Origin of the sequence: Pseudomonas idahonensis (assembly GCF_037903935.1) — a bacterium.
Classification (GTDB): domain Bacteria; phylum Pseudomonadota; class Gammaproteobacteria; order Pseudomonadales; family Pseudomonadaceae; genus Aquipseudomonas; species Aquipseudomonas danubii.
Genome location: NZ_CP149586.1, coordinates 5,887,272 through 5,909,340 on the forward strand (window position 1 = coordinate 5,887,272; position 22,069 = coordinate 5,909,340).

Sequence of the window (22,069 nt, forward strand, 5' to 3'; positions counted from 1 at the left end):
CATGAGCGAGCAACACGCCGAACGCCGACGCTTCAAACGCATCGCCTTCGATGCCACGACTGAACTGAGTCAAGGCACCCACCGCTGGCCGGTGCGGTTGCTGGACCTGTCCCTCAAGGGACTGTTGATCGAACGCCCCGATCCCTGGCTCGGAGATCCCAACCGCCCCTTCGAAGCCGATATTCACCTGGGCCTCGATGCCGACGTGCGTATGAATGTGCAACTGGCCCACGACCATAACGGTCAGTTGGGCTTCGTCTGCCTGCACATCGGCCTGGAGTCCATCGAACACCTCAGGAGGTTGATCGAGCTGAACCTGGGGGACCCCGAGGAGTTGGAGCGGGAACTGGGTGCGCTGATCAGTATTTGATCAAAGGCACCAGTATTCAGGGGAACAGCGCGGGTTCGGGAAAGTCGCTTTCCATGTCCCAGTAACCCGCTTGCTGCCGTGACGATACTGTCCATTGGCCGTCGACATAACGGAAGGTGCGATAGGTGGTGATGAACTCTTCGTTCTCCATCGACGACGCCGATGACACCTGCTGGATGCTTTCGGTGCCCCCCTCCCGGGACGGCACGATCCGCCACGCCGCCTTGCCAGTCTGGGCGAACACCAGCGGCTGCCTTTCCCCTTCTTCCCCCAGATAGAGCACCGAGTCCAGCTGACTCTGCTGCGGCATCAGCACTTGCGTGGCCGGACCGCTGTAGCTGCCCATGGGGGCGGTCTGGTCGACAGTGAGGAAAAACGCCGGCGATGGCAGGCCGTTGAGCGGCGCCTTTTCCACCGTGGCCAGGGGATAGCCCAGGGACTTCTGCGCAAGCACCTCGCCACCGTCGGAAACCAGGCGCACCTGAGCGCCCAAGGGCGTGGTCGGGTGATCGTCCTCGGACTGGGCAAAGCTGTCGGCGTCCAGGCCATTGCTCCAGCTGTCGGCATGCAGTTGCGGCGTGATGCGCACATCCTCCAGCACCTCCAGCAGCGAGCCATCGCCCACCAGCACTTGCTGGGCCACGCGATAGCCCTCGGGCACCTCGCTCGGCTGCGCCACGGCAAAGCCGCTGCCCCACAGCAGGCTGAGGCCCAGCCACCAACCCTTCAACTTTGTCATGCCCATTACCTGCTTCCTTCCATGAGAGCCCAGCTCGATTTATTCGAAGAGCGCATCCAACGCCTGTTCCAGGCGGGTCACGGCAATGATCTTCAGGCCCGGAGGCGACTCTTTCGGCGCATTGCCCTTGGGCACGATGGCCCGTTTGAAGCCGTGCTTGGCGGCCTCTTTCAAACGCTCCTGGCCGCTGGGCACCGGACGCACTTCACCGGACAGGCCGACTTCACCGAACACCAGCAAGTCATGGGGCAGCGGACGATTGCGCAAGCTCGACATCACGGCGGCCATCAACGCCAGGTCGGACGCGGTTTCCAGCACCTTGACCCCACCCACCACGTTGAGGAACACGTCCTGATCATGGGTCGGAATCCCGCCGTGGCGGTGCAGCACTGCCAGCAGCATGGCCAGGCGGTTCTGATCCAGGCCCAGGGTGACCCGGCGCGGATTGGCCAGGTGGCTGTCATCCACCAGCGCCTGGACTTCCACCAGCATCGGCCGGGTCCCCTCCCAGGTCGCCATTACCACGCTGCCGGGCACTTCTTCCTGGGCCCGAGTGAGGAAAATCGCCGAAGGATTGGAGACTTCCTTCAAACCGCGGTCGGTCATGCCGAACACACCCAGCTCATTGACCGCACCAAAACGGTTCTTCACCGCCCGCAGCAACCGCAGGCGACCGTCAGACTCGCCCTCGAAATACAGCACGGTGTCGACCATGTGCTCCAGCACCCGCGGCCCGGCCAGGGCGCCCTCCTTGGTCACGTGGCCCACCAGGAAAATCGCCGTGCCGCTCTGCTTGGCGTAACGCACCAGCAAGGCGGCGCTCTCGCGCACCTGGGACACGCCGCCCGGAGCCGATTGCAGCTGTTCGGTGAAGATGGTCTGGATCGAGTCGATCACCATGACCTTGGGTTTTTCCACCCGAGCGGTGGCGATGATGGTTTCGATGCAGGTCTCGGTCATCACCCGCAACTGATCCTGGGGCAGGCCCAGGCGCCGGGCGCGCATCGCCACCTGCTGCTGAGACTCCTCGCCGGTGACGTACAAGGCCGGCATGCGCGTGGCGATGTTGCACAGGGTCTGCAGCAGGATGGTCGACTTGCCGATCCCCGGATCACCACCGATCAGCACCACCGAGCCGTCCACCAGGCCGCCGCCCAGCACTCGGTCGAGCTCGCCGGAAGCGGTGGAGAAACGTGGAATTTCCTCGACGCTGACTTCTGCCAGGGTCTTGATCTGCGCCTGTTGCCCGGCCCAGCCAGTGCGCCCGGCGGGAGCCGCGGCACCACCGCTTTCGATCATGGTCTCGGTCAGGGTGTTCCAGGCCCCGCACTCGCCACATTGCCCGGCCCATTTGGGAAAGGTGGAGCCGCACTCGGTGCAGCCGTACATGCGCTTGGCCTTGGCCATCTGAACCCCCGGCAAAAGCCGCGATGATAGCTCAGCTGGAACCGATCAGCGCGGCGCCGTGGTGCGTATCTGCCCGCTGGCCAGCCGCGTGGCGCTATTGCCCAGCGGGTCTTCGGCATTCAGGTCAGCGCCCTTGGCGGCCAAGGCGTCCAACAGTTCGACCCGCTTGAACAACCCGGCGTACATGGCCGCCGTCTGCCCGGCGCCATTGCGCTGATCGGGACTGCAATCGGTCGCCAGCAAACGCCGAGCGATCTGCACCTCGCCCTTGAAGATCGCCCCCATCAACGCCGTGTTGCCGCGTTTGTCCTGGGCACAGGCATTGGCGCCGGCGTCCAGCAGGCGCTCCACTGCCGGACCCTGGCCGTGATAAGCGGCGAGGATCAACGCGGTGTAGCCCTTTTCATCCTGGGTATCGAGGGAGTAACCGGCCTCGATAAAGGTGTCGAGCATTTCCACATCGCCCCGGCGGGCGGCATCGAAATAGTAGTGTTCCAGCTGCACCTTGACCGCCACCGGGTCGGCGGCGGTCGCGGCTTCGGCCGCCGGCTGCGCGTAGGCGGCAAACGAACAGGCCGCTGACAGCAGCGCTGTAAAAAGACGCATGGCGCGACTCCTCTGTCGGAAAAAGTCGTCACGCCCAGGCGGGCGTGACGAAGTGAAACGCGCTCGATCAATCGCTCAGCTTGGCCGCCAGCGCCTTGACCCGAGTCAGGTCGCCCTTGGCCACGCGGGTCACGCCGGTGCCGTACTCCGGGTCGGCCTTATACAGGAACGACAGGATGATGTGCTTGCTCTCATCATCGGTGGTGGCCAGGGAGCCGCCGAAGCTGTCGATCAGGTCCTGGCGTTCCTTCTTGCTGAAGGAACGGTACAGATCACCGGCCTGCTTGAAGTTCTGCTCGCGCTGGATCTTCGCCTGCTGGGTGCTGCCCGACAGTGCCAGCTGGCTGTAGCGCGCGGTTTGCGGCTCTTCGCGGGGCATCAGGCGGCTCGGCTGGTAGTTGACCCCCGTGCTGGTGTGACCCAGGTTCATCGCGCCGTCCTGGTTGCCGTTGTTCACCGGGTTCTTCGGTGCGTTGATCGGCAGTTGCAGAGCATTGGCGCCGATGCGGTACATCTGGGTATCGGCGTAGGAGAACACCCGGCCTTGCAGCAGGCGGTCTTCCGAAGGCTCGATCCCCGGTACCAGGTTGGACGGGGCCATGGCCACTTGCTCAGTCTCTTGGAAGACGTTGGCCGGGTTACGGTTCAACACCATCTGTCCCACTTTGCGCTCGGGCACATCCGGCCAGATCTTGGTGGCGTCCAGCGGGTCGAAATCAAACTTGGCCAAGTCTTCGGGTTTCAATACCTGGACATACAAGTCCCACTTGGGAAAGTCCCCTTTATTAATGTGGGTTACCAAGTCATGGGTCATATGGCTGTAATCGCGCCCTTGTACCTCGACCACCTGTTTCGGATCGAGATTCTTCAGACCTTGCAGACTCTTCCAGTGAAACTTCACGTAGTGCACTTCACCCTTGGCGTTGATCAACTTGTAGGCGTGCACCCCATTGCCATCCATTTCCCGGTAACTGGCCGGAGTTCCGGAGTTGGAATACAGTTCGGTCAATGTGCGAGTGGCTTCGGGAACATGAGAGAAGAAATCAAAACGTCGCGAGTCATCATCCAGATTGGTACGCGGATCGGGTTTGAACGCGTGCACCATATCCGGGAACTTGATGGCATCGCGAATGAAGAAGGTCGGGAAGTTGTTGCCGACCAGGTCCCAGTTCCCCTCTGCGGTATAGAACTTGGTGGCGAAACCCCGTGGATCACGCAAGGTTTCCGGGGAGTGGTTGCCATGCACCACCGACGAGAAACGCACGAATACCGGGGTCACCTCGCCGGCGGCAAACACCTTGGCACGGGTCAGGTCGCTGAGGTTGTCGGTGACGGTGAAGGTGCCGTGGGCGCCGGTGCCACGGGCGTGTACCACGCGCTCTGGAATGCGCTCGCGATCAAAACGCTGAAGTTTCTGGATCAGTTGCACATCTTGCAGCAACACCGGGCCGGTGGCGCCTGCGGTCTGTGAATTCTGGTTATCGCCCACTGCCGCGCCATTGTCGCGGGTCAGCGTGGCGGCCTGTACGGAAAGGGAAAGCAGACTGGCGGCAAGCACGCCCAGTACGCGTCGCTGGGAAAAACTCCCAAGGCCAAGAGAAGCGGTCATGTTGAATTCCTCTAGTTATATAAGGCGCATCTCGGTGCGCCTGCTAGAGGCTAGTGACTAAACATTTGAAAGATAAATAGAAAGGCCATAACCCATCGATTGACAGAATGTTCTGGTTATCTCGTCAAATGCGGGGTATATCGCGCGCGATCCGATGGCACTTTGAAAAAACTCTTTGCCTGTTTATCGGTCAATAACCCCGCGTGCTGTTAAAAGTTGTGTCGGCAAAATGCTTTTTGCTGAATTACACTGCCGTAACCAACCTCATCTGTAACAAGGAATAACCTATGGGCGTGCTAAGTGAGTTCAAGGCCTTCGCGGTCAAAGGTAACGTGGTCGATATGGCCGTGGGTATCATCATCGGCGCCGCGTTCGGCAAGATCGTCTCGTCCTTTGTCGGCGACGTGGTCATGCCGCCCATCGGCGTGTTGGTCGGTGGGGTGAACTTCGGGGACCTGGCGGTCACGCTGAAAGCGGCGGCTGGGGATGCACCCGCGGTGGTTCTGGCCTATGGCAAGTTCATCCAGAGCATCATCGACTTCATCATCATCGCCTTCGCCATCTTCATGGGCGTCAAGGTCATCAACCGCCTGAAACGCGAAGAAGCCGTGGCCCCTACCCTGCCACCGGTACCGACCAAGGAAGAAGAGCTGCTGGGAGAGATCCGCGATCTGCTCAAGGCGCAGAACAACAAGCCCTGAGGCGAGTCCTGCAATACATCAACGGCGCCCTCAAGGCGCCGTTTTGGTTACCAGTAAGTCTCCACCGCCACCTGCCCCGGCCGTCGACTCAGGCTCAGGTTCATCCCTCGCTGCTTGAGCAGGGCACGGGTGTCGTCAATCATCTGTGGGTTGCCGCAGAGCATCACCCGGGAATGCTCGGGGGTCAGTTCCACGCCAGCGGCGCGTTCCAGCTCGCCGTTCTCGATCAGTTGGGTGATGCGCCCATTGAGGCTGCCCGGGTGCTGCTCGCGGGTCACGGTGCTGATGAATTGCAACTTATGCGCGAACTCGGCCAGGTACTCACGTTGCGGCAACTCGGCAAGCAACTGCTGATAAGCCAGCTCCCTGGCCTCGCGCACGCTGTAGACCAGGATGATGCGTTCGAATTTCTCCCAGACCTCGAAGTCCTGGAGGATCGACAGGAACGGCGCAATCCCGGTGCCTGTGGATAACAACCAGAGATCGCGACCGTCGACGAAACGATCCAGGGTCAGGTAGCCAAAGGCCTGACGATCCACCAACAGGCTGTCCCCCACTTCCAGGCGGCTCAGCTCGCTGGTGAACTCGCCACCGGGCACCACGATGGAGAAGAATTCGAGAAACTCATCGAACGGCGACGACACCATGGAATAGGCGCGCCACACCGTGCTGCCATCGGCCTTGGTCACCCCGAGACGAGCGAACTGCCCGGCGCGAAAGCGAAAACCCGCATCCCGGGTAGTGCGCAGGGTGAACAGGCTGGAGGTCAGCGGCTGGACCTCGAGCAGGGTCTGGCGAGTGTACTTTTCTTCACTGGCGGTCATGACGGGCTCCACAAAAGCGATGCGCTAGTGTCCCGCAAAGCGCCGGACAGAAACACCGGCGGTTTGTAGTGGCATAGAGCGCGGGCAATCCCCGGCAAAAAAACGTACCATTTAGCCCCGCTTCGAACGGCCCGCGCCTGCGCTGTTCGAGGGTTCCCGTGCGCGCGACAGCCCCCACCGCCGGGACATTCACCGATTACCTAGAGTCCGCCCCATGCCCCTGCTTGCAAGCCCCTTCGCCCAGCTCGACCTGATCCGCCAGCCCGAACAGCAAAACGAGCCGCTGCAAGCCTTCGACGCAGCGGACGAATACCTGCTCAACCATCTGGCCGAGCAGCAACCGACCAGCGATACGCGGGTGCTGATCCTCAACGACAGCTTCGGCGCCCTGGCTGCAAGCCTGCTGGGCAAGGTCCAGGTCAGCAGCAGCGGCGATTCGTACCTGGGCGCCCTGGCCCTGGAAAAGAACCTGGTGCGCAACGGCCTGCCCTTTGACGCCCTGCGGGTGATACCGGCCAGCGAGCCGTTGCACGGTTCCTTCGACCGGGTGCTGATTCGCGTCCCCAAGACCTTGGCCCTGCTGGAAGAACAGCTGATCCGCCTGCAGGGACAACTGGCCCCTGGCGCCCAGGTCGTGGCGGCGGCCATGGTCAAGCACCTGCCCCGCGCCGCCGGTGACTTGCTGGAGCGCTACATCGGCCCGGTGCAGGCCTCCCTGGCGGTGAAAAAGGCCCGCCTGCTGGTCGCCACGCCAGAGGCCAAACCGCCGGTCGTGTCGCCCTACCCGACCCGCTATCGCCTGGAGCAGCCGGCCATCGAACTGCTCAACCACGCCAACGTGTTCTGCCGCGAAGGCCTGGACATCGGCACCCGCGCCTTCCTCCCGCACTTGCCACAGAACCTCGGCAACGCCCGGGTCGCGGACCTGGGCTGCGGCAACGGCGTGCTGGCCATCGCCAGCGCCCTGGACAACCCCCAGGCCCACTACACCCTGGTGGACGAATCCTTCATGGCCGTGCAGTCGGCACGGGAGAACTGGCAGGCGCTGCTGGGCGAGCGCGAAGCCGAGATGCGCGCCGGCGATGGCCTGGCCGGTCAGGCGCCGCAGTCCCTGGACGTGGTGCTGTGCAACCCGCCGTTCCACCAGCAGCAGGTGGTGGGCGACTTCCTTGCCTGGCGCATGTTCCAACAGGCCCGGGAAGCCCTGGTGGTGGGCGGTGCGCTGTATATCGTCGGCAACCGTCACCTGGGTTATCACAGCAAGCTGGCGCGGCTGTTCCGCGGCGTCGAACAAGTGGCGGCCACGCCCAAGTTCGTGATCCTCAAAGCGCGCAAGTAACAGGCAAAAAAAACCCTCCGCAAGCGGAGGGTTGAAACCGTGCCGCAAGGCAACGGGATGGGATGATCAGTGGGTAGTCAGGCCCGCGGCGCTCATGAACATGCGCATCAGGCTGGCCACCACGAACAGGGCCAGCACACTGCCACCCCAGATCATCGCCAGCCAGCCCAGGCGCCGCCACAGGGGCTGTTTTTCCGCCTGTTCGATTTCCTGCAAAGAGTGTTTATCGCTCATGATTTCAACTCCTGCTTGACCCAAACCCTCGTCGGAGCTGGCTGGCCAGTGAAAGCGCCGGCCAGCCAGGCACAAGGTGCAAGGGCCTGTTCGCCGGCAAGCCGGCTCCTACCTAGTGGTAACCGTCTTCGTGGGTGACCTTGCCGCGGAACACGTAGTAGCTCCAGAAGGTGTAACCCAGGATGAACGGGATGATGAACAAGGTGCCCACCAGCATGAAGCCCTGGCTTTGCGGCGGCGCCGCGGCGTCCCAGATGGAGATCGACGGCGGCACGATGTTCGGCCACAGGCTGATACCCAGGCCGCTGTAGCCGAGGAAGATCAGCACCAGGGTCAGCAGGAACGGCGTGTAATGCGCGTTGCGGGCCACAGCACGGAGCAGGCCGTACATGGTCACCAGCACCAGGATCGGCACCGGCAGGAACCAGAACAGATTGGGCAGGGTGAACCAGCGCGCCGCGATATCGGCATGGGCCAAGGGCGTCCAGATACTGACGATGCCGATCACCGCCAGCACCACATAGGCCAGGGGCCGGGCCAGGTCATGCATCTGCTGCTGCAGCTTGCCTTCGGTCTTCATGATCAGCCAGGTGCAGCCAAGCAAGGCATAGGCCACCACCAGCGCCAGGCCGCAGAACAGGGTGAAGGGCGTCAGCCAGTCCAGGGAGCCACCGGCAAACTGGCGGTCCACCACCGGCAAGCCGTCGATGAATGCGCCCAAAGCCACGCCCTGGAAGAAGGTCGCCGCCGCCGAGCCGCCGATAAACGCCTTGTCCCAGATATGACGCTTGTCTTCCTTGGCCTTGAAGCGGAACTCAAAGGCCACCCCGCGGAAGATCAGGCCGATCAGCATCAGGATCAGCGGCAGGTACAGCGCCGAGAGCACCACCGAGTAGGCCAGCGGGAAGGCGCCAAACAAGGCCGCGCCCCCCAGCACCAGCCAGGTCTCGTTGCCGTCCCAGACCGGGGCGACGGTGTTCATCATCACGTCTCGGTCGCGGTCGTCCTTGACGAACGGGAAGAGAATCCCGATCCCCAGGTCGAAGCCGTCCATGACCACATACATCATGATGCCGAAGATGATAATCACGGCCCACAACAGCGGAAGATCAATACCCATGACTCAGTTCCCCTTGTTCAGGCGGGTGCCGTGGTCGGCGTCGTGGTCATCGTCGGCTGCGGACAGCGGACGGGCCGGGGTACGTTTCTGCCCGGGACCACCGTGGCTGGTTTCGGCACCTTCGTTGGTGACCGGGCCTTTACGCACCAGGCGCATCATGTAGCCCAGACCCACGCCGAACAGCGAGAAATACACCACCACGAACAACGCCAGGGTGATGCTCATCTGCACAAAACTGTGTGCGGACGAAGCATCCGCCGTGCGCATCAGGCCATAGACCACCCAGGGCTGACGGCCGATCTCGGTGGTGAACCAGCCCGCCAGGATCGCGATCAGGCCGGACGGCCCCATCCACAACGTCAGGTACAGGAACGGACGCGAGGTGTAGAGGGTGCCGCGCTTGCGCAGCCAGACACTCCACAGGCCGGTGAAGATCATCAGCATGCCCAGGCCCACCATGACCCGGAACGACCAGAACACAATGGTCGAGTTGGGACGGTCTTCAGGCGGGAACTCCTTGAGCGCCGGCACCTGCTTGTCCAGCGAGTGGGTGAGGATCAGGCTGCCCAGGTAAGGGATTTCCACTGCGTATTTGGTTTTCTCAGCCTTCATGTCCGGCCAGCCGAATAGGATCAGCGGGGTCGGCTCATTACCGACGTTTTCCCAGTGACCTTCGATGGCGGCGATTTTCGCCGGTTGGTGCTTGAGGGTATTAAGACCGTGGAAGTCGCCGATCACCGCCTGCACCGGTGCCACGATCAAGGCCATCCACATGGCCATCGACAGCATGCGACGAATGGCCGGGTTGTCGCGGCCCCGCAGCAAGTGCCAGGCTGCGGACGAGCCGACGAAGAACGCCGTGGCGACGAACGCCGCCACCGCCATGTGCGCCAGGCGATAGGGGAATGACGGGTTGAAGATCACCGCCAGCCAGTCCACCGGAATCACTCGGCCGTCAACGATTTCGAAGCCTTGCGGGGTCTGCATCCAACTGTTGGAGGACAGAATCCAGAAGGTCGAAATCAGGGTGCCAATGGCCACCATCACCGTGGAGAAGAAGTGCAGCTTGCGTCCGACCTTGTTCCAGCCGAACAGCATGACCCCGAGGAAACCAGCCTCGAGGAAGAACGCGGTGAGCACTTCATAGGTGAGCAAGGGGCCGGTGACAGCACCAGCAAAATCGGAGAAACGGCTCCAGTTGGTGCCGAACTGGTAGGACATCACCAGACCGGAAACCACCCCCATGCCGAAGTTGACAGCGAAGATCTTCGACCAGAAGTGGTAAAGATCACGATAGGTATCGTCGCGGGTCTTGAGCCACAGGCCTTCGAGTACCGCCAGATAACTCGCCAGACCAATGGTGATGGCCGGGAACAGGATGTGGAACGAAACGGTGAATGCGAACTGAATTCGGGCGAGATCAAGCGCCTCTAAACCGAACATAAGCTTTCCTCTATCAGGTAAAACCGGCTGCGGGCCAAAGGCCAGCGCCTACTGCCCCCACGGATATGGAGTTCGGCGAATTCGGATTCGTTCTTTTTTAAACCATCGCAACGTAGGGATTCTGGCCCTTGGGCCGCCACATCAAACCACTGGAAAAGGTTTTGATCTGGGTCAAGCAACGTTAAAAGAGTAGTCCTATTTTCAGCGCGCAACTCTGTGGTTATTTGCCGCGTGACAGCTTGCCTCACCCCGCCAAACACGGGGTTTTCCCGGCTTTTCCCCACACAAAACGCCTGTAGCCGCTGCTGAGCCTGCGAAGCTGCGAAAGGCCGGGCCGCGTTCGGTACGCAGGGTCTTGCCTGGCCATTTCCCGGCGAACCTGCGGCGTATTCAAGATCCTGGCGTCTCCTGCGACGGAGTGCCGCCCAAAGCGTTCGCAGCCTGCGGCAGCGGCTACAGGGTTCGCGACCCGGTGTTCGAGCGAAAAACGAGATAGATGCGTGGCTAACGATTTCCCCCGCCCCGCAACTATTGGTTACATCTTGGTGATAACCTCGTCGCACTCCCCGCTCAGATCGACCGCCCGATGCCCAGCCAAGACCCTCTGCTGCTCCGTCACCATCGTCCGTTCATTGCGTTCTGGCTGGCCCGGATCTTCACCGCCAGTGGTTTCCAGATGCTCACTGTGGCCATCGGCTGGAACCTCTACCAGCTGACCGGCAATGTGCTCGACCTGGGCCTGGTGGGGCTGGTGGAGTTTGCCCCAAGAGTGCTGTTCATGCTGCACACCGGGCACGTGGCCGACCGCTACGACCGGCGCCGAGTGGCGGCTATCTGTCAGTCGCTACAAGCCTTGATCGCCCTGGCCCTGGCCGTCGGCAGCCTGACCGACAGCGTGACCCGGGAAATGATCTTCATCCTGGCCTTCCTCCTCGGCGGCGCCCGTTCCTTCGAGATGCCCACCACCCAGGCCCTGCTGCCGAGCATCGTGCCCGCGGCGCTGTTTCCCCGGGCGGTGGCCGCCGCGCAATCGGCGCAACAGTCGGCGACCATCGTCGCCCCGGCCCTGGGCGGGTTGCTGTACGCCTTCGGCAGCGTCTGGGTCTACGGCCCCACCGTGGTCCTGTACCTGATCGCCTGCCTGCTGATGCTCAACCTGCCGGCCCGGCAGACGCCGCTGAACAAGGGCAAGGCCACCCTCGATTCGCTGCTGGCGGGGATTCGCTTCATCCGCAGCCGCCCGGACATCCTCGGCGCCATCTCCCTGGACCTGTTCGCCGTGCTGCTGGGCGGCGCCACAGCACTCTTGCCGGTGTTCGCCAAGGACATCCTGCTCACCGGTCCCTGGGGCCTGGGCCTGCTGCGTTCGGCACCGGCGGTGGGCGCCTTGCTGATGTCGCTGTGGCTGGCGCGCTTTAGCGTCGAGCGCAAGGTCGGGCGGGTGATGTTCACCGCCGTCGGCGTATTCGGCGTGGCCACCATCGCCTTCGGCCTCTCGACCTCGTTCTGGTTTTCCCTGGTGGTGCTGGTGGTGCAGGGGGCGGCGGACATGATCAGCATGGTGATCCGCGCGTCCTTCGTGCAGCTGGAAACCCCGGACGAAATGCGCGGCCGGGTCAGCGCGGTAAACGGCCTGTTCATCGGCGCTTCGAACCAGCTGGGGGAATTTGAATCCGGGCTGACCGCCCACTGGTTCGGCACCGTGCCGGCGGTGGTGCTGGGCGGGGTCGGCACGCTGGTCGTGACCGGGGTCTGGATCAAGCTGTTTCCGACCCTGGCCAAGCGCGATCGGATGATCGAACGGGTGGAAGAGGCCAAGATGTAAAACCTCAGGCGGTTTGTCCCTGTAACAGCGTGTTGATCATTCTCTGCAATACAAAACCGCTACGAAGCGTGTAAGGTATCGCCTTACACTCGCTCCCCATGATCAAGTCCTTTCAGCACAAAGGCCTGCGCGCCTTCTATGAAACCGGATCGACTCGTGGAATACGGGCTGAGCATGCACGCCGGCTGGCCCGCCAGCTGTCGTTCATGGATCACGCCAGCGAACCGGCAGACCTCAACCTGCCGGGTTGGCGGCTGCACCCACTCAAGGGCGACCTGCACGGCTATTGGTCTTTGGTGGTGTCCGGCAACTGGCGAGTGATCTTTCGTTTCGTAGGTTCGGATATCGAACTGGTCGATTATCTGGACTACCACTGAACAGGAGGCAGGATCATGCCCATCCACAACCCGCCCCACCCCGGTGACACCCTGCGCTTGGATGTCTTGCCTGAGCTGGGCATCAGCGTGACGGAACTGGCCCGGCATATCGGCTATGCCCGCCCGCATCTGTCCAAGGTGTTGAACGGCCATGCGCCGATCCGCGCGGAACTGGCGGTCCGCCTGGAACGTGCCGGAATCGGCAAGGCCAAGGTCTGGCTGGCGGTGCAGGCCGATTACGACATCTGGCACACCGAGCAGGAGTTGCAACCGGTGATCGAGCCTATCGCGGCCCATGTCGGCTGAGCCCTATACCGACAACTCTGCTGCCACCTGGGCGCGCTTGCCGCGACCGCACAGCGCCTCCACCAGGGCCAGGGCAAATGTCAGGGCCGCGCCGGAACCCTGGGCGGTGATGCAGTTGCCATCCACCACCACCGGCTGGTCGACAAAGGTACAGCCCAACAGCTGATGGCTGGCGCTGGGCAGGCAGGTCATGCGCCGCTGGCGCAGCACGCCATAGGCCTGCAAGGCCAGGGCCGGTGCTTCGGCGATGCCGGCGAAGAACCTGCCGGCGGCCGCCTGATACTTGACCAATTGCATCAGGGGTTGATGGCCCGCCAAATGCTGGGCACCTACCGCGCCGCCGGGCAACACAATCAGGTCGAAGCGCTGGGCCAGCACATCCACCAGCATGGCGTCGGCGGTCAGTCGAGTGCCGCGGGCGCAGGTGAGCATGCGCCGGTTTTCGACACTGGCCGCCAACACCTCGATTTCGGCACGGCGCAGTACGTCGATCAGGGTCACGCTTTGCAGGTCATCAATGCCTTCGGCAAGGGTGACCAAGGCTCTGAAGGTCATGGGGATGACTCCACAAGGAAGGTCTTTAGAGCTTAGTCAGCTTTGCCGAACGCCGTTCGGGGCTACCGGATGTAGATCTGCGCACTCAGGGTATTGCCCGGTGCGTTGATCGAGGTGTTGCTGAAGCTGAAGGTGCCTTCCTGCTTGCCCGCCAGGTCGAAGACATAGATGTAGCCCACGGTGATTCCCGAGTTGCCGCAGGGCACATAGGCGGAGCCGTCCTCGCACACCGGCGAGCGAGTGCCGTCGACCTCGAAACCGTCCAGGTTCACATGGGGCTCGCGGCCGTAGCCGATCTCCAGCACGTAGACCTTGATGTTCGGGCCGTTGTGGTCGCACTGGGTGCGTTCACGCCCATCGGAGACATCTTCCAGGCCGCAGGAAGGTGACAGCACCTTGAGAATCTCCACCTGGCTCAACGGCGGCGCCGAACGCGCCAGGGCCGGAGCCGCCAACCAGCAGGCCGCAGCCCCCAGCAGCGTCAATGCTGTCATTTTCACTGTGCTGCGCATAAATCCCCCCTTAAAAGCAGGGCGCAGTATGCGCTACTTGCCAGCAGTGCAAAACATCGCCGACGATCGCAGCCATTGGCCCACGCTGCTGGTATGATGCGCGGCTTTTTCCGACACAGGGCAAATCCACAGGCACCTTATAAAGTCTGTGCTTTGCTGTTGGAGTCGATACATTCACGGCGCCCGGCGGCGCCACGGGGAGCAGACATGCTGGAAAGGCTGTTTCAACTCAAGGCACACAACACCAACGTGCGCACCGAGATTCTTGCGGGCGTCACCACCTTCCTGGCCATGGCCTACATTCTCTTCGTCAACCCGAGCATTCTCGGCGAGACGGGCATGGACAAGGGCGCCCTGTTCGTTGCCACCTGTCTGGCTGCCGCCATCGGCTCCACCATCATGGGCCTGATCGCCAACTACCCGATCGCCCTGGCCCCGGGCATGGGCCTGAACGCCTTCTTCACCTACACCGTGGTCCTGCACATGGGCCACACCTGGCAAGTGGCGCTGGGTGCGGTGTTCATCTCGGCGGTGCTGTTCTTCCTGCTGTCGATCTTCAAGATCCGCGAATGGATCATCAACAGCATCCCCCTGCCGCTGCGCTCGGCGATTGCTGCCGGTATCGGCCTGTTCCTGGCGCTGATCGCCCTGCACAACGCCGGCATCGTGGTCAGCAACCAGGCCACCATGGTCGGCCTGGGTGATCTGAAAAAGCCGGCGCCGATCCTCGCCACCCTGGGCTTTGCCCTGATCGTCGCCCTGGAAGCGCTGAAAGTGCGCGGGGCGGTGCTGATCGGCATCCTCGCGGTGACCATTGCCTCGATCATCATGGGCTTCACCCCGTTCGCCGGCGTGACCTCGATGCCTCCGTCCCTGGCCCCGACGTTCCTGCAACTGGACATCAAGGGCGCCATGGACATTGGTCTGGTGAGCGTGATCTTCGCCTTCCTGTTCGTTGATCTGTTCGACAACTCCGGCACCCTGATCGGCGTCGCCAAGCGCGCCGGCCTGATGGGCAAGGACGGCCACATGCCGAAAATGGGCCGCGCGCTGATCGCTGACAGCACCGCCGCCATGGCCGGCTCCCTGCTGGGCACCTCGACCACCACCAGCTACATCGAATCCGCTGCGGGCGTGAGCGCCGGTGGCCGCACCGGCCTGACCGCCATCGTGGTGGCGATTCTGTTCCTGCTGGCACTGTTCTTCTCGCCGCTGGCGGCCAGCGTGCCACCGTTCGCCACCGCGCCGGCACTGCTGTTCGTGGCCGTGCTGATGACCTCGGGCCTGGCGGAAATCGACTGGGACGACATCACCGTCGCCGCGCCGGTGGTGGTCACTGCCCTGGCCATGCCGTTCACCTATTCGATCGCCAACGGCATCGCCTTCGGCTTCATTGCCTGGACCGCGATCAAGCTGCTGTCGGGCCGCGCCCGCGAGCTGAACGCACCGCTGGTGATCCTGTCGATATTGTTCGTGATCAAGCTGGGTTGGTTCGCCGCATGACTTTTGACGCCGCAAGCTACAGCACCCAATTGAACGACAAGGTCACGCGCCTGCGTGACCTGCTGGCGCCCTTCGCTGCGCCCGAGCCCCAGGTCTTCGACTCGCCCCTGCAGAACTTCCGCCTGCGGGCCGAGTTCCGCCTGTGGCGCGAGGCCGGTGAACGCCATTACGCGATGTTCTCCCAGGACGACAAACGCACGCCGATCCTCATTGAAGAATTCCCCATCGCCAGCCTGCGCATCAACCAGTTGATGCCCCGGCTCAAGGCCGCCTGGCAGGCCAGCGCGCCTTTGAGCCACAAGCTGTTCCAGGTGGAGTTCCTCACCACCTTGGCCGGCGATGCGATGATCACCCTGTGCTACCACCGCCCGCTGGACGAGCACTGGCACAAGGCCGCGAGCCAACTGGCCGCCGACCTCAATGTCAGTGTGATCGGCCGTTCCAAGGGCAAGCGCGAAGTCATCGGCCAGGACTACGTGGTGGAAAAGCTCGAAGTCGGCGGGCGTACCTTCAGCTACCGCCAACCCGAAGGCGCCTTCACCCAGCCCAACGGCACGGTGAACCAGAAGATGCTCAACTGGGCCTATGAAGCCCTGGGCGAGCGCCAGGACGACCTGCTGGAACTGTACTGCGGCAACGGCAACTTCACCCTGCCCCTGGCCACCCGGGTGCGCAAGGTACTGGCCACCGAGATCAGCAAGACCTCGGTCAACGCCGCCTTGAGCAACCTCAGCGAAAACGCTGTGGATAACGTCACCCTGGTGCGTCTGTCCGCCGAAGAGCTGACCGAAGCCCTGAACGAAGTGCGTCCGTTCCGCCGCCTGCAGGGCGTGGACCTGAAGAGCTACGAATTCGGCAGCGTGTTCGTCGACCCGCCCCGGGCCGGCATGGACCCGGACACCTGCGAACTGACCCGGCGCTTCGACAACATCCTGTACATCTCCTGCAACCCTGAAACCCTGGCGGCCAACATCGCCCAGTTGCACGACACCCACCGCATCACCCGCTGCGCGCTGTTCGACCAGTTCCCCTGGACTCACCACATGGAATCCGGGGTCCTGCTGACCCGCCGCTGATTTGCCCCGCTCCCCAACGGCCGTCCTCGAGACGGCCGTTGTCATTCTGGGCCGCCGATCCCCCTACCGCTTCCTGTAGCCGCTGCCGCAGGCTGCGATCGACTGCGAAGCAGGCGCAAACCTGACACCGCGGTGCATCAGGGCCGGGGTTGGCGGGGCTGCGCCCCGGTCGCAGCCTGCGGCAGCGGCCACAAGGTCAGCCCGCGGGTTGAAAGTACCCGGCCAGTTGCTGCAGGTCCTGTTCATTGAGCAGGCCGGCGTAGTACTTGAGCTCAATCCGTGCCAGCAGGTAGGCATGCCGGGCATCCGCCAGGTCACGACGGGCAGTGAACAGTTGCTGCTCGGCGTCCAGCACATCGAGGTTGACCCGCTCGCCACCCTGCACGCTTTTGCGGGTCGCAGTCACCAGGGCCTCGGCTGAGCTGACGGCCATTTCATAGGCGCGGACCTTGGCCGCGGCACTGGTGTTGAGGTTGAACTGCTTGCGCAGCTGGTTGAGGGTATTGGCGGTTTGCGCATCCAGTTCATATTGCGCCTGGGACAGCTGACTGGCCGCCTGGCGGGTCGAGGCCGAGACCGAACCACCGGCAAACAGCGGCAGGCTGACCTGGATACCCACGGTGTTGGTGTCGTACTGCTGGTTGTAGGTGCTCTCCGAATCAGAGCGGGTCTGCCGGCTGCTGGCGTACAGGCTGATCTTGGGTAGGTGCCCGGCGCGCTTGCGCTCCACTTCGTATTCCGCCGCCCGCAGGGCCTGCTGCTGGGAAGCCAGTTCAGGGTTGTTGGCCATGGCCAGGTCGCGCCAACTGTCGAAGCGGTTGGGCTGCAGCGGCTGGATCTCGAACTGCCGGGTCAGCGGGTCCAGCTCGTCGATCTGCAACGGCTCGCCGACTATGGCTTGCAGCTCGCGCAGGGCCGCATCCTGCTGGTCCTGGGCCTCGATCTCTTGCGCCAGGGCCAGGCTCAAACGGGCCTGGGTCTCCAGCACATCGGTGCGGGTGCCCTCGCCGCCCTTGAGCAGACGTTCATTGAGCTGCAAGCGTTCGGCGTAGGCGCGTTTCTGTGCCCGGCTCAGCTCGATGCGCTCCTGGGCCAGCAGCGCCTGGCTGTAGGCACTGAGCAGGCGCACCGCCAGTTCCTGGCTCTTGCCGCGAAAACGCTCGTCGGAAAACAGCGCCTGGGCCGAGCCCTGGCGATAGCGCGCATAGGCCTCGTAGTCCAGCAACGGCTGTTGCAGGGTCAGGGTCGAGGCATAGCTGCGATAGTCACGATCGGTGGTGACATCGCCACGAACCGTGTCCTGGGTCACCTCGGACTGGTTGCGCGAATTGTTGTAGCTCCAGGACAGGTTCGGCAACAGCCCGGCACGGCCGATGGCCCGGTTCTCTTCACCGGCATCGCGCTCCTTGATCGCCGCCTGGAAGGTCGGGTCGTTACGCAGAGCCAGATCGTAGGCATCGAGCAAACCCAGGGCCAGGGCCGACGGGCTGCTCAGCAGGCACAGCAGCGCGAGAAAGCAAAAGGCGCGAGTCATTCTTCCACCAACGCCATATGAGTCCGGTCCAGCAGGGGCTTGAACAGGTAATTGAGCATCGAACGCTCGCCGGTACGGACAAAGGCCTCCACCGGCATCCCCGGACGGATCTGCAAGCCCTGCAACTGCTGCATGCCTTCGGCGCTGACCGTGGCGCGCAAGGTGTAATAGGGCTCTTCGGTACGTTCGTCGACCTGGCGATCGGCGGACACCAGGGTCACTTCCCCCGGCACCCTCGGCGTGGTGCTCTGGTTGAAGGCCGAGAACATCAGCTCCACGGGCAGCCCCGGGTGCACCTTGTCCACCAGTTGCACCGGCACCCGCGCCTCCACCAGCAGCGGCTCGTCCTGGGGCACGATGTCCATCAGCGGCTGGCCCGGCTTGATCACTCCGCCCTCGGTGTACACCTCCAGGCCCACCACCACCCCGGCAGCCGGGGCGCGCACCTGGCTGTTGGCCAGTTCGAACTCGGCGGAGGCCAGGCGATTGCGCAGGTCTTCGGTGCGAATCCGGGTGTCGGCCAACTGGCTGCGCAGGTCTTTCTGGAAGTCCTCGGTGGACTGGCGGATGCGCAGGCGCAGTTCGAGGATCTGTCGCTGCAACTGGCCGATGCGGCCGAAGTCCTCGGCGATCGAGCCGTCGATCTGCGCGTACAGGCGTTCGCTGTCCAGCAGGCGATTGCGCGGGATGTAGCCGTCCCGGGCCAGCTCCCGCAGGCCCTGCAACTGTTCGTTCAAGGCACTGCGCTGTTGCCGCTTGCTGGCCTGGGAATCCCGGGTACCGCGCAACTGCGCTTCGGAGCCGGCAATGGTCTCGGCAATGCCCTGTTGCTCCATGCTCAGGGCCTGGCGCCGACTGCTGAACAGCTGCCGTTGCAGGGCCAGGCTGGCGGCCACCTCAGGTTCGCTCGCCAAGGCCTGGAGCTGAGGATCAAAGACGATCTCGCTGGCACCATCGCGCTCGGCATTGAGTCGCGCTTCGCTGGCCAGGGACCCCAGGTACTGACTGCGCAAGGACTGCATCTGGGTGCGCAGCGGGGTCTCGTTGAGGCGCAGCAGCACCTGCCCGGCGCTGACCCGGTCGCCCTCCTTGACCTCGATCCGCTCGACGATGCCGCCGCTCTGGTGCTGCACCGTCTTGCGATGGCCCGAGACCATGACCTTGCCCGATACCGCCACGCCCTTGTCCAGCGGCGCCAGGGCGGCCCAGCCGATAAACCCGGCAAAGCCTCCCAGCACCAGGAGCCAGCCGAGGCGTGAATACTTCCTGTCGTCCAGGGACAACACATTGCTGGCGGCGGGCCCCGCGACCGGCGCAACAGAGCCTGTGGATACATTCGCCTTCATGCTTTTTTCCCTTCGCCGCCGGCCACGCCCAGTCGGTAATTCATGTTCAGGCTGGTCACCGGATTGCTCACCGGTACCGCGGGCGGCGGCGCGGCCTTGGCCTTCTGGTTCGCCTCCAGCACCCGCGCCGTCGGGCCGAAGGCTTGCAGCTGGCCTTCGCGCAGGATCATCAGTTGGTCGGTGAGGGTCAGCACGTTGGGCTTGTGAGTGATCAGCACCAGGGTCCGCTGCCGTTGCTTGAGTTGGCTGATGGCCTGCAGCAGCGCCTGTTCGCCAGCTTCATCAAGGTTGGAGTTGGGTTCGTCGAGCACGATCAGCGCCGGCAAGCCGTATAACGCGCGGGCCAGGCCGATGCGCTGGCGCTGCCCGCCGGACAGCCCGGCACCGCCCTCACCCAGGCGCGTGTCATAGCCCTGGGGCAGTTGCAGGATCAACTCATGCACCCCGGCCATTTGCGCAGCCTGCAGGACCTGATCGGAGTCCAGCGCGCCGAAACGCGCGATGTTCTCGGCAATGCTGCCGGCGAACAATTGGATGTCCTGGGGCAGGTAGCCGATATGCGGGCCCAGTTGCTGCTTGTCCCACTGGGCCAGGTCCGCGCCATCCAGGCGCACCTTTCCCGTCAGGGGCGTCCAAGCCCCCACCAACAGCCGAGCCAGGGTGGACTTGCCGCAACCGGAAGGGCCGATCACCCCCAGGACCTGGCCGGCCTCCAGGGTGAAGCCGAGGTTGCTCAGGGCCGGACGGCGACTTCCCGGGGCACAGGCACTCAATTGCTCGACACTCAACTTGCCCTTGGGCGTCGGCAGGCTCATGCGCACCGGCCGTGGCGGATTGGCCTGCAACAGCTCGGACAAGCGCTCGTAGGCCAGGCGCGCCGAGCTCCATTGCTTCCAGACCGCGATCAACTGGTCGATGGGGCTGAGCACCCGGCCCATGAGGATCGAGCCGGCGATCATCATCCCCGGGGTGATCTGCCCCTGCACCGCCAGCCACGCGCCCAGGCCCAATACCAGGGACTGCAAGGCCATGCGCACGCCCTTGGACCAGGCGCTGATAGTGGCGGTCTTTTCACTGGCCAGGTTCTGCTGAGCGAGAAAGCCCTGGTGACCGACGAACCAGCGCTCGCGCAGCGCGCCGAGCATGCCCATGGCTTCGATGGCGTCGGCGTTGCGCAGGTTGGCCGTGGCCTGTTGGCTGGTGATGATCGACAACTGGCTGGCCTGGGCCAGCGGCGCCTGGCAGATATGCTGGTTGATCCAGGCCAGCGCCACCAACAGCAGCGCACCGCCCAGGGCCAACAGACCGAGCCAGGGGTGAAAGAGGAAGATCACCAGCAGATAGACCGGGAACCAGGGCGCGTCGAAGAAGGCGAACAAGGCATTGCCGGTGGCGAACTGGCGCAGCGCGGTCAGGTCATTCAAGGCCTGGCCGGCGGCCTGGGGGCTGCCCTTGAGCTGGGCCTCGAACGCCGCGTCATACACCCGCTGGTTCAGGCGCATGTCCATCTGGGTGCCGAGGTGGATCACCACCTGGCTGCGCACCCACTCCAACGCCCCCATCAGGCCGAACAGGCCGAGGATCATCAGCGTCAGCATCAACAGGGTCATCTGATTGCCCGAGGCCAGCACCCGGTCGTAGACCTGCAGCATGTACAGGGCCGGGGCCAGCATCAGCAGATTGATCACCGCCGAGAACAGGCCGATGTTGAAGAAGCCGCCCTTGTAGGCCGTCAGGGCCGCCAGCGTCTCGGAAGCGGCAAGTGGATTCGGCCTGCTCATCAAGGTGTCCTGTGCAGAGTTTAGGGATACAGGGTCTTCCGCTTAGGCAGAGCGGAACGACAAGAGGCGCGCCCGGTGCGTTGACAGGCACCCCGGCGCTCCCCAGAATTTGCCACCGCCGCCGCCCTGGCCTTCGAAAACTCGGGCGACGGAGGTGAGTCAAACCAGCGAATGGAGGAGCGATCCTGCATTCGCTTTTTTATGCCTCAAGCCGGCACTCAGGCGGCCAGTGCCCAGTCCTGGGCCACGTCCTGCACACCCACCAGGCCGACATCGGCTGCGGCGGCGGCAGCCGGGGTGACGTGGGCAACACCGGCGGCGGCCAGGTCGTCGAAAGTGGAGTTCACCGACAGGCTTGGGTCGATAGCCTTGAGCAGGGCATCGATCTCGCCGGCCAGCGCCGAGCTGTCGCCGCTCATCAGGCCGTAGACCACCTTGTGCACTTCACCGGCACGGCCTTCATCTTTCAGGCTGTTGAGGCCCAGGTTGCTGAAGCTGACTTCCTGGCTGACCAGGTGGTAGTTGCTGCCCGAACCACCGGCGAGGGTGTCGCCCAGAGAAACGCTGTCCAGCGAGCCCCACAGCGTGTGGCTCGGGTTGCTGAACAGGGTGTAATGCAGGTTGCCGTCGGCCACGAAGGCGGCGTCGCTGGCGGTGCTCTTGATGGCGTACTGGGTGCCGTCGAACGGGCCCGGGTTGAAACCACCGGTATTGGTGCCATCAACCACTTCGCCTGGGCGATGGTTGACGTCGCCGAAGTAGGCCGACCAGTCAGTCAGGTATTGCGCAACAGTGTTACCGCCGTAGGTAGCGCTGTAAGAGATCGAAATGCTCATGCAAAACTCCAATACATTAGGTGGGT

At 63.4% G+C, this 22,069-nt stretch carries 22 protein-coding genes; 8 read left to right on the forward strand and 14 right to left on the reverse strand.

Annotation, left to right across the window (positions count from 1 at the left end):
• Position 1 precedes the first annotated feature (1 nt).
• Entirely contained in the window at positions 2-370 is a 369-nt protein-coding gene (locus WIN67_RS26610) for a PilZ domain-containing protein (RefSeq protein WP_102882273.1), read from the forward strand.
• Positions 371-386: 16 nt separating this feature from the next.
• Here the strand turns inward: WIN67_RS26610 and WIN67_RS26615 are convergent, their stop codons facing one another.
• The 4 genes from WIN67_RS26615 to katB all read right to left on the reverse strand — a co-directional run bounded on the left by WIN67_RS26615 (position 387) and on the right by katB (position 4,731).
• A complete protein-coding gene (locus WIN67_RS26615; RefSeq protein WP_422394640.1) occupies positions 387-1,115 on the reverse strand; it encodes a hypothetical protein in 729 nt (242 codons plus the stop codon).
• A gap of 33 nt (positions 1,116-1,148) precedes the next feature.
• Entirely contained in the window at positions 1,149-2,516 is a 1,368-nt protein-coding gene (gene radA / locus WIN67_RS26620; RefSeq protein ID WP_025129215.1) for a DNA repair protein RadA, read from the reverse strand.
• Between the two features lie 45 nt (positions 2,517-2,561).
• Positions 2,562-3,122: an ankyrin repeat domain-containing protein gene (locus WIN67_RS26625; protein WP_268562401.1), complete on the reverse strand. Its 561-nt coding sequence runs from the start codon at positions 3,120-3,122 to the stop codon at positions 2,562-2,564.
• 67 nt (positions 3,123-3,189) lie between these two features.
• Entirely contained in the window at positions 3,190-4,731 is a 1,542-nt protein-coding gene (gene katB / locus WIN67_RS26630; protein WP_170002340.1) for a catalase KatB, read from the reverse strand.
• Positions 4,732-5,018: 287 nt separating this feature from the next.
• On the opposite strand from katB, the gene mscL reads away from it, so the two are divergent.
• Entirely contained in the window at positions 5,019-5,432 is a 414-nt protein-coding gene (mscL, locus tag WIN67_RS26635; protein WP_102882276.1) for a large-conductance mechanosensitive channel protein MscL, read from the forward strand.
• Between the two features lie 47 nt (positions 5,433-5,479).
• Here the strand turns inward: mscL and WIN67_RS26640 are convergent, their stop codons facing one another.
• Positions 5,480-6,256 carry a ferredoxin--NADP reductase gene (locus WIN67_RS26640; protein ID WP_102865423.1) on the reverse strand — a complete coding sequence of 259 codons (777 nt, stop codon included), beginning with the start codon at positions 6,254-6,256 and terminating at the stop codon, positions 5,480-5,482.
• A gap of 214 nt (positions 6,257-6,470) precedes the next feature.
• Between WIN67_RS26640 and WIN67_RS26645 the strand changes: the two genes are divergently transcribed.
• On the forward strand, positions 6,471-7,595 hold the full coding sequence (locus tag WIN67_RS26645) for a methyltransferase (protein ID WP_110596211.1): 1,125 nt from the start codon (positions 6,471-6,473) through the stop codon (positions 7,593-7,595).
• Positions 7,596-7,661: 66 nt separating this feature from the next.
• On the opposite strand, the gene WIN67_RS26650 is transcribed toward WIN67_RS26645, so the two are convergent.
• The 3 genes from WIN67_RS26650 to WIN67_RS26660 all read right to left on the reverse strand — a co-directional run bounded on the left by WIN67_RS26650 (position 7,662) and on the right by WIN67_RS26660 (position 10,392).
• A complete protein-coding gene (locus WIN67_RS26650; protein WP_102865421.1) occupies positions 7,662-7,829 on the reverse strand; it encodes a DUF2474 domain-containing protein in 168 nt (55 codons plus the stop codon).
• A gap of 112 nt (positions 7,830-7,941) precedes the next feature.
• Positions 7,942-8,949, reverse strand: a complete 1,008-nt coding sequence (cydB, locus tag WIN67_RS26655) for a cytochrome d ubiquinol oxidase subunit II (RefSeq protein WP_102882278.1) — start codon at positions 8,947-8,949, stop codon at positions 7,942-7,944.
• Between the two features lie 3 nt (positions 8,950-8,952).
• Positions 8,953-10,392, reverse strand: a complete 1,440-nt coding sequence (locus tag WIN67_RS26660; RefSeq protein ID WP_102865419.1) for a cytochrome ubiquinol oxidase subunit I — start codon at positions 10,390-10,392, stop codon at positions 8,953-8,955.
• A gap of 586 nt (positions 10,393-10,978) precedes the next feature.
• On the opposite strand from WIN67_RS26660, the gene WIN67_RS26665 reads away from it, so the two are divergent.
• From WIN67_RS26665 to WIN67_RS26675, 3 genes are all read left to right on the forward strand, one after another.
• A complete protein-coding gene (locus WIN67_RS26665) occupies positions 10,979-12,217 on the forward strand; it encodes an MFS transporter (protein ID WP_339070264.1) in 1,239 nt (412 codons plus the stop codon).
• 98 nt (positions 12,218-12,315) lie between these two features.
• Positions 12,316-12,594, forward strand: a complete 279-nt coding sequence (locus WIN67_RS26670; RefSeq protein WP_016966171.1) for a type II toxin-antitoxin system RelE/ParE family toxin — start codon at positions 12,316-12,318, stop codon at positions 12,592-12,594.
• A gap of 15 nt (positions 12,595-12,609) precedes the next feature.
• A complete protein-coding gene (locus WIN67_RS26675) occupies positions 12,610-12,900 on the forward strand; it encodes a HigA family addiction module antitoxin (RefSeq protein ID WP_016966170.1) in 291 nt (96 codons plus the stop codon).
• A gap of 3 nt (positions 12,901-12,903) precedes the next feature.
• Here WIN67_RS26675 and WIN67_RS26680 read toward each other — a convergent pair whose 3' ends face one another.
• A complete protein-coding gene (locus WIN67_RS26680) occupies positions 12,904-13,455 on the reverse strand; it encodes a DJ-1 family glyoxalase III (RefSeq protein ID WP_339070265.1) in 552 nt (183 codons plus the stop codon).
• Positions 13,456-13,517: 62 nt separating this feature from the next.
• Complete coding sequence (locus WIN67_RS26685) at positions 13,518-13,967, reverse strand: DUF4879 domain-containing protein (protein ID WP_102882281.1); 450 nt, start codon at positions 13,965-13,967, stop codon at positions 13,518-13,520.
• Positions 13,968-14,174: 207 nt separating this feature from the next.
• Between WIN67_RS26685 and WIN67_RS26690 the strand changes: the two genes are divergently transcribed.
• Positions 14,175-15,470, forward strand: coding sequence for an NCS2 family permease (locus WIN67_RS26690; protein WP_339070266.1), 1,296 nt, complete (start codon positions 14,175-14,177; stop codon positions 15,468-15,470).
• A complete protein-coding gene (gene trmA, locus WIN67_RS26695; RefSeq protein ID WP_273924254.1) occupies positions 15,467-16,546 on the forward strand; it encodes a tRNA (uridine(54)-C5)-methyltransferase TrmA in 1,080 nt (359 codons plus the stop codon). The genes WIN67_RS26690 and trmA overlap by 4 nt, the downstream gene beginning before the upstream one ends.
• 196 nt (positions 16,547-16,742) lie before the next feature.
• On the opposite strand, the gene WIN67_RS26700 is transcribed toward trmA, so the two are convergent.
• The 4 genes from WIN67_RS26700 to WIN67_RS26715 form a co-directional block, all read right to left on the reverse strand.
• On the reverse strand, positions 16,743-18,080 hold the full coding sequence (locus tag WIN67_RS26700) for a TolC family outer membrane protein (RefSeq protein WP_102882284.1): 1,338 nt from the start codon (positions 18,078-18,080) through the stop codon (positions 16,743-16,745).
• The gene (locus tag WIN67_RS26705; protein ID WP_110652069.1) at positions 18,077-19,426 is read right to left on the reverse strand and encodes an HlyD family type I secretion periplasmic adaptor subunit; all 1,350 of its coding nucleotides are present in this window, start codon (positions 19,424-19,426) and stop codon (positions 18,077-18,079) included. Before WIN67_RS26705 ends, WIN67_RS26700 begins: the two co-directional genes overlap by 4 nt.
• The gene (locus WIN67_RS26710) at positions 19,423-21,207 is read right to left on the reverse strand and encodes a type I secretion system permease/ATPase (RefSeq protein ID WP_110596218.1); all 1,785 of its coding nucleotides are present in this window, start codon (positions 21,205-21,207) and stop codon (positions 19,423-19,425) included. The genes WIN67_RS26705 and WIN67_RS26710 overlap by 4 nt, the downstream gene beginning before the upstream one ends.
• 218 nt (positions 21,208-21,425) lie before the next feature.
• Positions 21,426-22,043: a heme acquisition protein HasA gene (locus WIN67_RS26715; protein ID WP_102865410.1), complete on the reverse strand. Its 618-nt coding sequence runs from the start codon at positions 22,041-22,043 to the stop codon at positions 21,426-21,428.
• Positions 22,044-22,069: the final 26 nt, after the last annotated feature.